Annotated in this window: 13 protein-coding genes and 2 pseudogenes; 11 read left to right on the forward strand and 4 right to left on the reverse strand. The window is 68.9% G+C overall.

Annotated features, from left to right (window positions below):
• Positions 1–107 precede the first annotated feature (107 nt).
• The 3 genes from ACZ69M_RS40745 to ACZ69M_RS40755 all read left to right on the forward strand — a co-directional run bounded on the left by ACZ69M_RS40745 (position 108) and on the right by ACZ69M_RS40755 (position 1905).
• Positions 108–638 carry a hypothetical protein gene (locus ACZ69M_RS40745; protein WP_470058061.1) on the forward strand — a complete coding sequence of 177 codons (531 nt, stop codon included), beginning with the start codon at positions 108–110 and terminating at the stop codon, positions 636–638.
• Positions 639–946: 308 nt separating this feature from the next.
• Positions 947–1558 carry a DUF3566 domain-containing protein gene (locus tag ACZ69M_RS40750; RefSeq protein WP_470058062.1) on the forward strand — a complete coding sequence of 204 codons (612 nt, stop codon included), beginning with the start codon at positions 947–949 and terminating at the stop codon, positions 1556–1558.
• Between the two features lie 191 nt (positions 1559–1749).
• Entirely contained in the window at positions 1750–1905 is a 156-nt protein-coding gene (locus ACZ69M_RS40755) for a hypothetical protein (protein WP_470058064.1), read from the forward strand.
• A 703-nt stretch (positions 1906–2608) separates the two neighbouring features.
• Here the strand turns inward: ACZ69M_RS40755 and ACZ69M_RS40760 are convergent.
• On the reverse strand, positions 2609–3394 hold the full coding sequence (locus ACZ69M_RS40760; protein ID WP_470058066.1) for a hypothetical protein: 786 nt from the start codon (positions 3392–3394) through the stop codon (positions 2609–2611).
• A 222-nt stretch (positions 3395–3616) separates the two neighbouring features.
• Positions 3617–3967: a hypothetical protein gene (locus ACZ69M_RS40765; RefSeq protein WP_403694084.1), complete on the reverse strand. Its 351-nt coding sequence runs from the start codon at positions 3965–3967 to the stop codon at positions 3617–3619.
• Between the two features lie 156 nt (positions 3968–4123).
• Here ACZ69M_RS40765 and ACZ69M_RS40770 point away from each other — a divergent pair, with 156 nt between their 5' ends.
• Positions 4124–7060: an AfsR/SARP family transcriptional regulator gene (locus ACZ69M_RS40770; protein WP_470058068.1), complete on the forward strand. Its 2937-nt coding sequence runs from the start codon at positions 4124–4126 to the stop codon at positions 7058–7060.
• Between the two features lie 89 nt (positions 7061–7149).
• Here the strand turns inward: ACZ69M_RS40770 and ACZ69M_RS40775 are convergent.
• Positions 7150–7194 (reverse strand): annotated as a pseudogene (locus tag ACZ69M_RS40775) (hypothetical protein); the annotation flags it as partial.
• Positions 7195–7470: 276 nt separating this feature from the next.
• On the opposite strand from ACZ69M_RS40775, the gene ACZ69M_RS40780 reads away from it, so the two are divergent.
• Positions 7471–8073, forward strand: a complete 603-nt coding sequence (locus ACZ69M_RS40780) for a TerD family protein (protein ID WP_470058215.1) — start codon at positions 7471–7473, stop codon at positions 8071–8073.
• Positions 8074–8323: 250 nt separating this feature from the next.
• On the opposite strand, the gene ACZ69M_RS40785 is transcribed toward ACZ69M_RS40780, so the two are convergent.
• Positions 8324–8686 carry a carboxymuconolactone decarboxylase gene (locus tag ACZ69M_RS40785; RefSeq protein WP_470058070.1) on the reverse strand — a complete coding sequence of 121 codons (363 nt, stop codon included), beginning with the start codon at positions 8684–8686 and terminating at the stop codon, positions 8324–8326.
• A 238-nt stretch (positions 8687–8924) separates the two neighbouring features.
• On the opposite strand from ACZ69M_RS40785, the pseudogene ACZ69M_RS40790 reads away from it, so the two are divergent.
• From ACZ69M_RS40790 to ACZ69M_RS40815, 6 genes and pseudogenes are all read left to right on the forward strand, one after another.
• Positions 8925–9173 (forward strand): annotated as a pseudogene (locus ACZ69M_RS40790) (NAD(P)-binding protein); the annotation flags it as partial.
• Positions 9174–9457: 284 nt separating this feature from the next.
• Positions 9458–10753 (forward strand): bifunctional 3-oxoadipate enol-lactonase/4-carboxymuconolactone decarboxylase PcaDC, encoded by a 1296-nt coding sequence (pcaDC, locus tag ACZ69M_RS40795; RefSeq protein WP_470058072.1) that lies wholly within the window; start codon positions 9458–9460, stop codon positions 10751–10753.
• Between the two features lie 70 nt (positions 10754–10823).
• Positions 10824–11459 carry an MBL fold metallo-hydrolase gene (locus ACZ69M_RS40800; RefSeq protein WP_067362462.1) on the forward strand — a complete coding sequence of 212 codons (636 nt, stop codon included), beginning with the start codon at positions 10824–10826 and terminating at the stop codon, positions 11457–11459.
• An 87-nt stretch (positions 11460–11546) separates the two neighbouring features.
• Positions 11547–12326: an exodeoxyribonuclease III gene (locus tag ACZ69M_RS40805; protein WP_470058074.1), complete on the forward strand. Its 780-nt coding sequence runs from the start codon at positions 11547–11549 to the stop codon at positions 12324–12326.
• Between the two features lie 56 nt (positions 12327–12382).
• A complete protein-coding gene (locus ACZ69M_RS40810) occupies positions 12383–12823 on the forward strand; it encodes a DUF6278 family protein (protein ID WP_054230384.1) in 441 nt (146 codons plus the stop codon).
• A gap of 140 nt (positions 12824–12963) precedes the next feature.
• Entirely contained in the window at positions 12964–13707 is a 744-nt protein-coding gene (locus ACZ69M_RS40815; RefSeq protein WP_352044605.1) for an amino acid ABC transporter ATP-binding protein, read from the forward strand.
• Positions 13708–13718 lie beyond the last annotated feature (11 nt).

The raw sequence follows: 13718 nt of genomic DNA on the forward strand, positions 1-13718 counted from the left end.
CACGACCGCAATCCTGCACATAACGTCGGATTCGCAAACGAGTTGTTGAAAGCGGGCATCTGCCCACGGTGTGCAGAGGCCTGTTCGGCATGGGAGGTCGGTCAGTGATGAGACTCGCCACGGCGGGCCGCCGCGACCGGACCAGGCCACTGCTGGTGCGGCGGTGGCGGCAGGCAGCGGAACGGCATCTGACGCCGCTGCAGCGGTCGCTGCTGATCACATGGATCTCGTTCGGGGTGACCTTCGGCACCGTACGGGTCATCACGCACGGCATTCGCGGCGGGTGGCTGCCCTGGGGAAACATCTCCGCGGGCGGCGAGCATCTGCATCACTACAACTTCGGCATCGCTACGCTCGCCGGGCTCGGCCTGATCGCCGTCCGGGGTGACGAGCGGGCGATCGGACATCCCGTCGTGGCGGCCGCCTACGGATGCGGCACCGCGCTGATCTGCGACGAGTTCGCGCTGCTGCTGGATCTGCAGGACGTGTACTGGGCCAGCGAGGGTCGCATCAGTGTCGACGTCTCCTTCGGCGTGCTGTCCGTGCTGGGCGCATATCTGACAGCGAGGCCGTTCTGGCACGAGGTCGGCAGGATCACCCGCACAGCGGCCGCCGGCGGCGTCCGCGCAGCCGCTTGAGGCCAGGCCCGGCAGCCGCCTGAGGCCAGGCCCGACAGCCGGGTGAGACCCCGCGCCATCGCGTGGGGATCAGCGCTCAGACACAGCCCGAGTACCCAGCCCAGCGCGTCACGTGTGCCGTGAGACCAGTGGGCGTCCGACCACCCGGGGAGGAAGGCATGAGCCGGGCCAAGCGCAGGACCCGTAGTACCCGCAAAATACAGACTTCGGGACAAGGCGGTGCCGACGGCCGCCGGCAACGAGACCCCCAGGACGTGCCCCGCCGCACCGGGCGACCACCGGCAGACGCGGCCAGGGACGGTGCGCCTGTGTCCGATGCTCAGCAGCCGGCGCAGCCCCGCGAGCACGACGCGCAGGACCGCTCGCAGACGGATCCGGTGCCACGGGCGGCGCGCTGCGGACCTGGCGCGCAGATGGCACGGCTGCGCATGACCCGAGCTGATCCCTGGTCGGTCATGGCAACGAGCTTTCTGGTCCTGGTAAGTCTCGGAGCGTGTGTGGTCGTCACCATGGCCGTCATATGGAGCACGTTGAGCGCGATGGACCCGCAACCGTGGCCGTCCCTGAGACGGGGTCTGACCATCACCACCGCCGTCGTCGTGCTGGAAATCATCCTGGGCACGGCCCTGGCAACCCTGAGCGCCTACCTCTACAACATGTCCTCGCAATACATCGGCGCCGTCGAGCTGACACTGGCCGACGATGTCACCGAACCGGCAGATACCAGTGCCGGGGCCCTGCCGTCGGACCACCTCCGCGCTCGCGTCCGACAGCGTCTGAGCACACACCTGGGACGTCTGCGCGTGCTGAGCGCGGTGCTGCTCGAGGCCATCGGTTCAGCCCGCCGCATGTGGCAGAACCGGAACTCACGCGGAAACGGCGACCCCAACAAGCCCGCAGAGACCGACGAAACCAGCTGACCTGCTGAAACACGGGTCACGCCATGTCACAGGTCACGCCATGTGAAGATCCCGCTCCCCGCAGGGATGTCGCCCGAATGGCCTAACGCCCCCGGGTCCGGCGTGCGGCGTTCCCCCATTCGGTCCACGCTGAGCCTGTACCTGTTGCAGCCGCGCCGTACCCGTGATCACCGACTTCGTCGGGAGGCACCGTGGTCGTGATAGCTCTGCTCGTGCCGGAGATGCTCCTGCTGTTGATGTTCATGCTGGACGCCATGGAGAACCTTCTGTTTCCTCCATCGCCGACGCCACCTCCGGAGGAAGATACGCCGGACCAGCCGACATCCAATGAGCATTCCTCCGGCTGACGAGGTCCGGGACCGGTGGGATTCTCCCCGCGGCGACGGGGGTCGGCCGCGAGGGGACGGGCCGGCCGTTGGCTGGTGCCATCGGCGGCCCGGAACCCCGCGGTACACGGGTTCTTGTCCAGGCGGACCGGACGGCCATAGTGGCGCCCCAGTCCTCGTCGACCAGGCCGGACAGCGGATGCCCGGCGGCGCGGGCCGCTTCCTCCAGCGTGGCACGGACCGCCTCAGTGGCCAGTTCCAGCCGCGTCAGATCGCGCACCGCGGCCAGAACATGGGTGGAGTCGGTCCGCTGCGTAGTGCGCTCGCGTACGAGGCCGCCTCCTTGAGGCTGACCTCAACGAGGCGGCAGAGCGCTGGATCGAGAAGACAGTCGGGCACTCGTCCCGTGCGAGGCGCTCGCGGAAGTCGGTCAACACGCCGTGGCGGAAGCCCGGATCGTCCAGCTCCATGGTGCAGCACGCAGACGGTGGTGAGCCGGGCGGGGGAGAGGCCGGGGTGCCCGTCGCGCGGGTAGCAGTCAGCGAAGTCCTCGTCACCCAGAGCCCGTCGAGGCGGTCTCTCGCCCACATCGCCGTCGTACCACCCGGTTTGCTCGCCTGCGATCTGCGCAGTCAGGGACGAGACGTGCTCACCGGAGCGGCAGCCCCGGGCATGCCGGTCGATCGTGCTGCCGCACCGAGAAACTCCAAGATTCCCGGCAGGGTCAGGCTGAGTTGGAGCCCGTCAGTCGCGCGGCCGTGCGCAGTTGGTCGCCAAGTCGCCGCTTGAATTTGGCAAGTTGAGCCGTATGCGACTCAATGTATTGACGGTCGTAGGCGATCTCAACGGCTACGGCAACGCCGACCAGGTTGGTGGACAGCTTGCACTCCACATCAGCTGTGGCAGTTGCGATTTCCTCTGATGTGTGAGGGGTCTGTCGAGGGGGTGACCCAGCCGCAGATGCTTTCCACTTCGGACTGCTGTATGCCGCCCAAGGGTTGGGGTACATGAACCCTTTGCCTTTCATGCAGGCCGCCCAGCGTGCATTGACCACCTTCATGTGTGGATTATCCGGGGGAATCTTGGGTCCTCCGTCCGGAAGCGCTTCGGCGGCAGGTATCGGAGGTGGGCCTCCGATAGCGTCGATGCCCTGCTGACGGCATCCGCCGGCGGGGACCTTCTTGTCCTTGAACGTGGCCACAGTGGTTCCGGAGGCGCTCTGTCCGCGGAGGACACCCATCTCCGTCATGGTGTAGGGCACTTCGTCGGACGTGCCGTCAGGACGGCCGAGCTGCGTGTCGTATCCCTTGCTGCGGGCCGTGGAAAGGTCGAAGAAACCGTACAGGGTGGTGCGTATCTTGTTCTGCCGGGCGAAGTCGGCGAACCCCTCCATGATCGGCGGGTGATACGGCAGTCCGTAGCCGTGCATACAACGCGCCGACGCCACGTCAGTGGCCTTCTGCAATGCCAGGATCTGAGTCGAGGTGGGTATGTAGGAATCGACCGGCAAACTGATGGCGTCGACCGAGGATATCTCCGGGATCGGCCCCAGTGCCGGCGCAGGGGACCGGGGTGCCTGGCTTGAGCACCCGGCAGTCAGCAGCAGTGCTAGGAGCCCGACAGCTGCTCTACCCGTGTTTCTCATCTTGGCTCATCTCAGCAGGTCCCGTAACAGCACGTCGTGGACACCGCTGCCGGCGGTCGCCAGGGGGCTCCCGCCGGCAGCGATCCGCTACGGGATGTACTTGATGTGAACCCCGTACACGTTCCCCCAGGTTCCGTAGCGCTGCTCGTAGTTGACGCTCATCCCCGCGCTCAAGGGGACGTTGTAGTTGACCCCGTGCACGCTGATGTCGGTCACGCTGCCGCTGTTCCCCGAGCTCGTTGCATACACCTCTGAGATGTTTGCCCAGCCGTCACCGACGCCCGCATAGCAGTAGTCGTGGGTGTGGCTCCACTCATGCAGGGTGTTGTTGTTGCAGCCGACGTTGGCGATCGCGCCGGCCGGAGTGGCTGCCGCGACGCCTGCGAGTACTACGGTTCCAGCAAAGGCGCCGGCGAGAAACTTCCTGCGCAAGTTCAAGACAATTCTCCTTCTGGATCCCGCGGGAACTTCCCGCCTTTCGGTGAGCCCCGCTACGGTGACGACGCTATGGACGAGGGTCCGTCGGCCGTCCTGGATTCGTCCTAATGCGAGGTCAGCCGGGGGTGGCGTCAATTTTCACGTGCCGGGGGATACATGAGATTCGGCGTGCTGGGGCCGTTATACGCCCAGATCACCGGACGCGAGGTTCGGTTGAACGGGCCGCGGCAGGCCAAGCTGCTGGCAGCACTGCTGATCGACGCCAACAACATCGTCGCCATGGAACGGCTCGTCGCCGTGATGTGGGACGCGAACGCGCCCGCCACCGCGGTCCGCCAGGTCCAGGACGCCGTCTCTGGGCTGCGCCGCAACCTCGCCGCCTGCGGAGCACCCGGCTCCTTGATCAGCACGCGGCGCGGCGGCTACGAGATCCACCTGGCCCGAGATCAGCTCGACCTGCTGGAGTTCGACCACGAGCGACACCTCGCCGAACAGCACACGGCCCCGTTCGAGACAGCAGTCGCGCTGCGGCGGGCGCTGGCCTGCTGGCGAGGAAACGCCCTGGTCGACACTCCCAGCCAAGCCCTGGAGATCGATGCGGCACGGCTGAACGAGAAACGCGCGGCCACGCACAAACAGTGCCTGGCCATCGAACTCGACCTGGGGCGCCATCGAGAGGTCATCGATGAACTGACCGCTCTGCTCCGCGAGCACCCCTACGACGAGCAGGTTGCCGAACACCTGATGGTCGCCCTCTACCGGTGTCGAAGACAAGGCGAGGCGCTGCAGGTGTACGAGCGGCTGCGCCGGACACTGGCCGACGAACTCGGCGTCGACCCCACCCCGCCGCTCCAGGCGCTGCATCAGCGCATCCTCATCGCGGATCCCGCCCTGACGGCTCCCGTCCCAGCGAGCAGGCCCTTGGACATACCACCGGAGAGCCCTGCCCCGACGGACCCCGGGCCGGCCATGGCGATGCCCGTGCGTCAACTACCCCTCGACGTACCCGACTTCGTAGGCCGGGCCGAAGCGCTGGCCGAGATCGCCGGACTGCTCGACGGGGCGGCGCCGAACCGGGCCCCGGTGGCCGTCATCGTGGGTGGTCCCGGTGTCGGCAAGTCCTGCCTGGTGACGCACGCTGCGCGGCTGGCGAGCGCCGACTTCCCCGACGGCCAGCTCTACCTCAACCTCGCCGCGACATCGGACGAGCCACGGGACCCGGGGCTGATGCTGGCCGAAGCACTGCGCGCGCTCTCGATCGCCGGCAGCGCGATCCCGAACGGCCTGTCCGAGCGAGCCGCGCTCTACCGATCGTTGCTGGTGGAACGTCACATGCTGGTGGTGCTGGACGATGCCGGTCACGCCGATCAGGTGCTGCCCTTGCTGCCCGCGGCCGACGGCTGTGCCGTGTTGATCACCAGCCGCACTCTGCTGACGCAACTCCCCGGCGCTCGGCACATCGACCTGGATGTGCTGAGCCCGGCAGAGGCGCGGGAGTTGTTCACGGGAATTGTCGGGCGGCGGCGGGTCGAGCGGGAACCTGGGGAGGCCGACGCGATCCTCGACTGCTGCGGCAACTTGCCGCTGGCGATCCGGATCGCCAGCGGCAAGCTCACGGGCCGCCCGGCTTGGTCGCTGCGGGTGCTGCGGGAACGGATCGAGGATGAGTCCCGGCGGCTGGCCGAGCTGAGGATCGGGGATCTCAGTGTGCGAGCCAGCGTAGAGCTGAGCTTACGGCTGCTGCCGGCCGACTCGGTGCGCGCGCTGAGTCTGCTGGGTCTGCTCGGCGCCTACACCCTGCCCGGCTGGGTGGTCGGCCCGCTGCTGGACCGCTCGGACGGCGAGGAGGTGCTGGACACCCTCGTCGACGCCAGCCTGGTGCGGCTGACCGCCACCGACGCCCTCGGCGAGCCGCGCTATCGGCTGCACGACCTGATCAGGACCTGCGCCGTGGAGATCGCCGCCCCGCTGCCGACGGAGGACAAGCGGGACGCGATCATCCGGGTGCTGTCCGTTTGGCTTGAGCTGATCGGGCGCGGCACCGATCGGCTGCCGGCGGCCGGGCTGCTGGCAGCCGAGCCCGGTTCGGCACCGCGCCGGTCGCTGCCCGATGCGGTCGTGGACCGGCTGATGGCCGATCCGTTCGGCTGGTTCGACGCGGAACGCGACAACCTGCTCGGTGCGGTGAAACTGGCCGTGGACTGGGGCCTGGACGAGTTGGCCTGGGAGCTGGCGGCCGGCGCGGCGACCTACTACGACCACCGGTGTCTGTATCAGGACTGGCAGCACGGGCACCGGCTCGCGTTGGACGCGGCCGAGGCCGCCGGCAACGTACGCGGGGCATCGGTGCTGCTACGCGGTCTCGGCCAGCTGCACATCTACCAAGACGAATTCGACAGCGCCACCCGCGTCCTGGAGTCCTCCATCGAGCTGTGCCGGGACAGTGGGGACAAGCGCGGCGAGGCGTTGTCGGTGGCGATGCTCAGTACGGTCAGCCGGGTGCAGGGCCGTGACGACGAAGCACTCGAACGTGTCGAGCAAGCGCTGGCCATCGCGGTCGGTGAAGGCGACCGGCACATCGAAGCGCAGCTGTCCTGCTCCATGGCCGTGATGCGACTCATGCAGGGCCGACTCGAAGAGGCGGAGTCCTGGTTCACCGGAGCCCTGCGCCTGGCCAGGGCGCTTGACGACGAGCATCGCGTGGCCGTCGTGCTGCGGCGGTTCAGCCGGTTGCACGATCGGCGCGGTGATCCGGACGAGGCGCTGCGCTGCCTGTGGCAGGCGTTGGCCACCTTCGAGAAACTGGCCGACGAGCGGTGTGCCGCGTACACGCTCCTGGAAGTCGGCCGCGTGTACGCCGGTCAAGACGACCGGGACCGGGCGAGCCCGGCGCTGGAGCGCGCGGCGGGCCTGTTCCACCGGCACGGCGACCGCCAGGACGAGGCCACATGCTGGCAACTGATCGGCGACCTGGACGCCGCCGCCGGCGTTCACCACCTGGCGCAGCAGCACCGAGGGCGGGCGCTGCGGCTGTGGCAGATGATCGGCGACATCAACCAGACGAAGGCTCCGGCGCGACCATCGTCGCCGTGAGGTGGCCATGTCCCTGATCGGAGATGTCTGTCGTGGCACACTGTCAGCAGGGCCGTCTCGCATCCCCCGTCGAGGCGGCCCTGCCGCTTTCATGCGCAGGCGACGCCGTCGCAGTCCCGGTCGAGGTGTGAGTCGTATCCGGGATCGCCCTCGTAGAGGGGGTGACCTCAGCGGCGCGGGCGGCGCTGCAGTTGGCGTAGTAGGTGCGTCCGCCACCGCTGTTGTCGTCGTCGGAGCTGACGGAGTCGCTGCCCGTGTCCGCGGCGACGGTCACCTTGACCTTGACGGTCTTCGTCTCGGTGACGGTCGCCGTCGGCCCGGGCCGAACGGTTCGGAGACAAGGGCGTCAAGGAAGCATCAATTCGCTGGTCACAGGCCATACTTCACCGGTGGGGGCCGAGCGGCCCCCGTTGGTCCGGTGCGGGAGGCGACATCCGGTGAGCAGCGTCGGCGAGGGGTTCGGGAAGGTCGAGGTACGGCTGAAATGGGACCCGAGTCCCCTGGGGGAACCGGCCCGGCATCTCGACATCGTGGCCGCGACCTACTCCGTGGACGATTCCCACGGGCGGCCGGTGTACATCGTCCACTACGACAGCCGGTCTCCCGACGGCACGATCAACATGACCCGGCACAGCCAGACCGGCCAGGGCTTCGGCTACGTCGAGGTGATGGTGCTGGAGTTGGACCGCCTCGCGGCCGCCTACGGGCGGGTCGTGGTGGGGGTGGTCATCCACCAGGACGGCGGACTGCGGACTTTCGGTGACATCCACAACGCCGGGGTGCTGGTCGTCCAGCGCTACACCGAACTGCTGGCGGACGACTTCACGCAGGTCGCCGGGTCCACGGCCACCACCGTGGCCGAGTTCGTCAGGGACGGCTCGGGAGTGTGGGAGATGCACGAGATGGTCCGGGGATCCGACAGCGACCCGGTGCCCTTCACTCTGGAGATGGGCAGTGTGTCCCGGCCTCGCAGCGGCCACACCCCGGAGGAGCGTCCGGCCGGGACGGTCTGAACGCGCCGGCCAGGGGCCGCTGCCCGGCTCGGCCGCCGGTGCGCGGGCAGGGCCGATCCGGTGCAGGGGCGTCCCGGCCCGTTCGTCGGCGTGCGTGACGAGCAGCCGGGTGTCGCGGGCGCGAGCGGCACGGAGCGCTGAGAAGAGTGCTGTGCAACTGCTCACGGCCCTCAGGACAGCAGGCAGCCGGTGTCCGATCGGAGGCTCGCGGCGCACCGGGATCCCCGTGTTCCAGGAGGGCATTGGCGCTTCAGCCGGTGGTGCGGCTGTCGGCCTCGGCTCGGGCTATGGCTTCGGCCTCGCTGTCGGCCAGGGCGATTCCGACGCCGAAAGCCTCGGCGAGGTGGCCGGCCGCGGACATGACGCGCGCTGTTCCCACCACGGGTGCGATCGCGACGAGGAGGTCCTGGAGCTGCTCGACGGTGAACTGGGCCTTGATCGCGGGATTGACGTGGGCCAGGTAGGAGATCGAGGGTGCGTCCATGGCCACGAGTGCGGCGATGCGGCTGAGGATGAGCGTGCGCTCGTCCATCTGGCAATGCTCGATGGAGTCGATCGTCATCGCGGCGATCGTGTCGAGAACGGGAGTGTCGAACTCAGGTGCAGTAGCCATGACGAGACTGCCTTCCGGTTCCGGTGCTGTAGGGCGTCGGACCGCCACCCGCTTCACGCGGAGGTCCCCCCTGAATGCCCGGCGGTGACCAGTCAAGCGTAGGCACCGTCGAGCGGTCGCCGCGACCGAAGCGGGGCGGCGCCTGCACGGGAACCGATCGGCGCCGCCGCCAATCCGTCCCCCCGGTCTGTTCCGGATCACGCGAGGAAGCCCGATCGCGTGGTGCGGAGGACAGACGATGGAGCGGACGTCGCGGCAGGCCGCGTACGGCCCGCAGCACACGGCTCGCCGAGGACGGCGGACGGCGGTGGTCGGGTCCGGCGTGGCGGGGCCGACCGCCGCGTACCTGCTGGCCCGCGTCGGTCACATCACCCTCCACGAGGCCGACGACCGGCTCGGCGGACACGCGCACACCCATGAGCCGACCTCGCCGCACGGCGGCCGGGTGCACCGCGTGGACTCCGGGTTCATCGATCCAACACGTCAGGGGCCTGCCGATCAGTCGTGGCGTCCTCGCGATTCTGACCGCCCGATGCGGCCCGGTACCGGCAACGTGACGCGCCATCGGACCGGAAGAGGGGACGGGCATGTCCAGTACGCCGCCGGCCCCGCAGGTTTGTCGTCGACGCTCTGCGGGATATCGCGATCTGCTGAAGCAGGCCAGGAAGTGGGGAGCCGTGAGGCTGTCCGCGAGGTCTTCCACCTGGTCGAACAGATACAGCCAGGACCCCACTCATACGGGCTGTCGTGACAGATGAGAGGGTCAGGCGGGTGAGTGAGACACCGAAGAACACCCTCCAATACCGCCTTGACGGGCCAGAAGACGCTCCTGTCCTGATCTTGGGTCCCTCACTGGGTACCACCTGGCACATGTGGGACCGGCAGATACCGGAGCTGTCCAAGAACTGGCGGATCTTCCGCTTCGACCTGCCGGGCCACGGCGGCGCACCCGCCTACCCGGCGGGTTCCGTGACCGAACTCGCGGGGCGGCTGCTCGCCACCCTCGACGGGCTCGGCGTTCAGCGCTTCGGTTACGCGGGCTGCGCGTTCAGCGGGGCCATCGGTATCGAGCTGGCCCTGCGGCACCCGGAGCGGATCGCCTCGCTCGCCGTGATCGCCGCCTCGCCCCGCTTCGGATCGGCCGACGAGTTCCGCCAGCGCGGGGTGATCGTGCGCAGCAACGGTCTTGACCCGATCGCGCGGTCCTCGCCCGAGCGCTGGTTCACGAGCGGCTTCGCCGCCGCGCAGCCCGCGATCACCGAGTGGGCCGTGCAGATGGTGCGCACCACCGACCCCGGCTGCTACATCGCGGCCTGCGAGGCGCTCGCCGCGTTCGACGTACGCGTCGAACTGGGCCGCATCGGCGTCCCCACCCTCGTCCTCGTCGGCTCCGACGACCAGGTCACCGGACCCGCCGAGGCCCGCACGCTGGTCGCGGGGATACCGGACGCCCGACTCGCCGTCGTACCCGGAGCCTCGCACCTGGTGCCCGTGGAGCAGCCGGCAGCGGTCACCGACCTGCTGGTACGGCACTTCTCCACCGCCTGGCAGCCCGCCTACGACTCGACCACAGGCCAGATGGCCATCCCGGCGGCCCCGGTCAAGCCGGTGCTCGCGGCAGCCCCGCCGGTCGGCCCCGTCGCCGAGATCGCCCCGCCCGTCGTCCGGCCCGCGGTCCTGGGCAGGCCGGACCCCTACGACGCCGGGATCAAGGTGCGCCGCGAGGTACTGGGCGACGCGCATGTGGACCGGGCGCTGGCCTCGGCGGACGAGTTCTCCGGGGACTTCCAGGAGTTCATCACGCGCTACGCGTGGGGCGAGATCTGGGACCGGCCGGGCCTCGACCGGCGTTCGCGCAGCTGTGTCACGCTGACCGCGCTGGTCGCGGGCGGTCACCTCGACGAGCTGGCCTTCCACACCCGCGCCGCCCTCCGCAACGGCCTCACCCCGGACGAGATCAAGGAGGTGCTCCTCCAGGCGGCCGTCTACTGCGGTGTCCCGGCCGCGAACAGCGCCTTCAAGGTGGCGCAGCAGGTCATCCGGGAGGAGACCACCCCCGAGGAGTGATCTTGAGCCTGGTAGTGGGAGCACCTGTCTCGGGGGCCCTCCGTGGCACCGGGAGGGGGAGGATGGACCCATGAAGCTCACGAAGAAGTCGCATGCCTGCATCCGTCTCGAGAAGGACGGGCGTGTGCTCGTCATCGACCCGGGGACCTTCACCGAGGAGGACGCGGCCGTCGGCGCGGAAGCGATCCTGGTCACGCACGAGCACCTCGACCACTTCAACGAGGACCGGCTGCGGGCCGGCCTGGAGTCCAACCCGGCGGCCGAGATCTGGACCCTGAAGTCGGTCGCGGAGAAGATCTCCGCGGCCTTCCCGGGGCGTGTGCACACCGTCGGTCACGGCGACACGTTCACCGCCGCGGGCTTCGACGTCCAGGTGCACGGTGAACTGCACGCCGTGATCCACCCGGACATCCCGCGCATCACGAACGTCGGCTATCTCATCGACGGTGGCCGCGTCTTCCACCCGGGCGACGCCCTCACCGTTCCCGAGCAGCCGGTCGAGACGCTGATGCTCCCGGTCATGGCCCCGTGGAACAAGATCGCCGAGGTCATCGACTACGTCCGTGAGGTGAAGCCGCAGCGCGCGTACGACATCCACGACGCGCTCCTGACGGACCTCGCGCGCCCGATCTACGACCACCAGATCGGCTCCCTGGGCGGCTCCGAGCACCTGCGGCTCGCGCCGGGGGCGTCGGCGGACGTCTGAGCACCCGAGGGCGGGTGCGCCGGGTGGTCACGGCGCCCCGGTGGTCACGGCGACCCGTTGTCGTACCCGCCCGGTAGGTTGTGAGGCATGCGCATCGCGACCTGGAACGTGAACTCGATCACCGCTCGCCTCCCGAGGCTGCTGGCCTGGCTGGAGAGCAGCGGCACGGACGTGCTGTGCCTCCAGGAGGCCAAGGTCGCCGCGGAGCAGTTCCCCGTCGACGAGCTGCGTGAGCTGGGCTACGAGGCGGCGGTCCACGCGACCGGGCGGTGGAACGGCGTGGCGGTGCTGTCCCGCGTCGGTCTGGAGGACGTGGTCAAGGGGCTGCCCGGCGGCCCCGGTTACGAGGGTGTGGAGGAGCCCCGGGCCGTCTCCGCGACCTGCGGCCCGGTCCGCGTCTGGTCGGTGTACGTGCCGAACGGACGCGAGGTGGACCACCCTCACTACGCCTACAAGATCCAGTGGTTCGAGGCCCTCAAGGCCGCGGTCGCGGGTGACGCGGCGGGCAGCCGTCCCTTCGCCGTGCTGGGCGACTACAACGTGGCACCGACGGACGACGACGTCTGGGACATCTCCCTCTTCGAGGGGGCCACCCACGTCACCCCGGCCGAGCGGGAGGCCCTCGCCGCGCTGCGCGAGTCGGGCCTGTCGGACGTGGTCCCGCGGCCCCTGAAGTACGACCACCCGTTCACGTACTGGGACTACCGTCAGCTCGGCTTCCCGAAGAACCGCGGCATGCGCATCGACCTGGTCTACGGCAACGAGCCGTTCGCCAAGGCGGTCACCGACTCCTATGTGGACCGCGAGGAGCGCAAGGGCAAGGGCGCGTCGGACCACGCCCCGGTCGTGGTGGACCTCGACGTGTGAGTGCCGCCGGGGCGCGCCTGTGGTGCGACCCGGAGTACGAATGTCACGCTGGGCGTATGAACATCCCTTTCCTGGGCACCTGGCGCAAGAAGCACGGTCCCGCCTTCGGCGTCGCGGTGTTCTCCGACGGTGATCACGACTCCGAGGGCGTCGCCGAACTCCTCTCCGAGTGCGAGCTGCTGCGCTCGCAGGCCCACCAGGCGGGCGTCGAACTCGACGACTCCGTCGCCTCGTTGGAAGCGCTTGACCAGCTGCTGCCGCGCTGGCGCGACGACGAGGAGAGCCTGCCATGGCTCGGCAACGACGCGGGGCTCTATCTCGGCTCGGTCATCGTGCGCACGGTGCCCGGCGCCCGCTGGGAGGTCTGGCCCAACGGCCACCCGGCGGTGCGGCTGGCCTCCGGCCGGGAGATCGACGTCGTCGCCTCCGGCCATACCTGGGCGTCCAGCGGCGCCCCCGAACTCTCCCAGTTGTACGCCGAGGTGGCGGAGGGGTAGCCCGTCTCGCCAGGACGCCGTAAACCAGAAAATTGAAAAATACGGCTAATGCCCGAAAAGTGCGTGTCGCGTATGGGGGGTCACCCTGCCCGGATAGTTTGCGGCTTCTGCGACACAGCTGAGAGTGGGTAGGGCCGGGCATGGCTGTCGATCCTCTGATCGAACTGCAGGACGTGAACAAGCACTTCGGCGCGTTGCATGTCCTCCAGGACATCAACCTCACCGTCGGCAAGGGGGAGGTGGTCGTGGTCATCGGCCCCTCGGGGTCGGGCAAGTCGACCCTGTGCAGGGCCATCAACCGGCTGGAGACCATCGAGTCCGGCGCCATCAGGCTCGAAGGACAGCCGCTGCCGGACGAGGGCAAAGCGCTCGCCAGGCTCCGCGCCGAGGTCGGGATGGTGTTCCAGTCCTTCAACCTCTTCGCCCACAAGACGATCCTGCAGAACGTCTCACTGGCCCAGATCAAGGTCCGTGGCCGCAAGAAGGAGGAGGCCGACCGGCGCTCCCTCGAACTCCTGGACCGCGTGGGCCTCGCCTCCCAGGCCCCGAAATACCCGGCGCAGCTCTCCGGCGGCCAGCAGCAGCGCGTGGCCATCGCCCGCGCCCTCGCCATGGACCCCAAGGCCCTGCTGTTCGACGAGCCGACCTCGGCACTCGACCCCGAGATGATCAACGAGGTCCTCGAAGTCATGCGGCAGCTCGCGCGCGACGGCATGACCATGGTCGTCGTCACCCACGAGATGGGCTTCGCACGCTCCGCGGCCAATCGCGTCGTGTTCATGGCCGACGGCCGCGTCGTCGAGGACCGCACCCCCGAGGAGTTCTTCACCAACCCGCGCAGCGACCGCGCCAAGGACTTCCTCTCCAAGATCCTCAAGCACTAGGCGGGGGAGTA

The sequence above is a fragment of the Streptomyces sp. NPDC107454 genome (assembly GCF_055582885.1).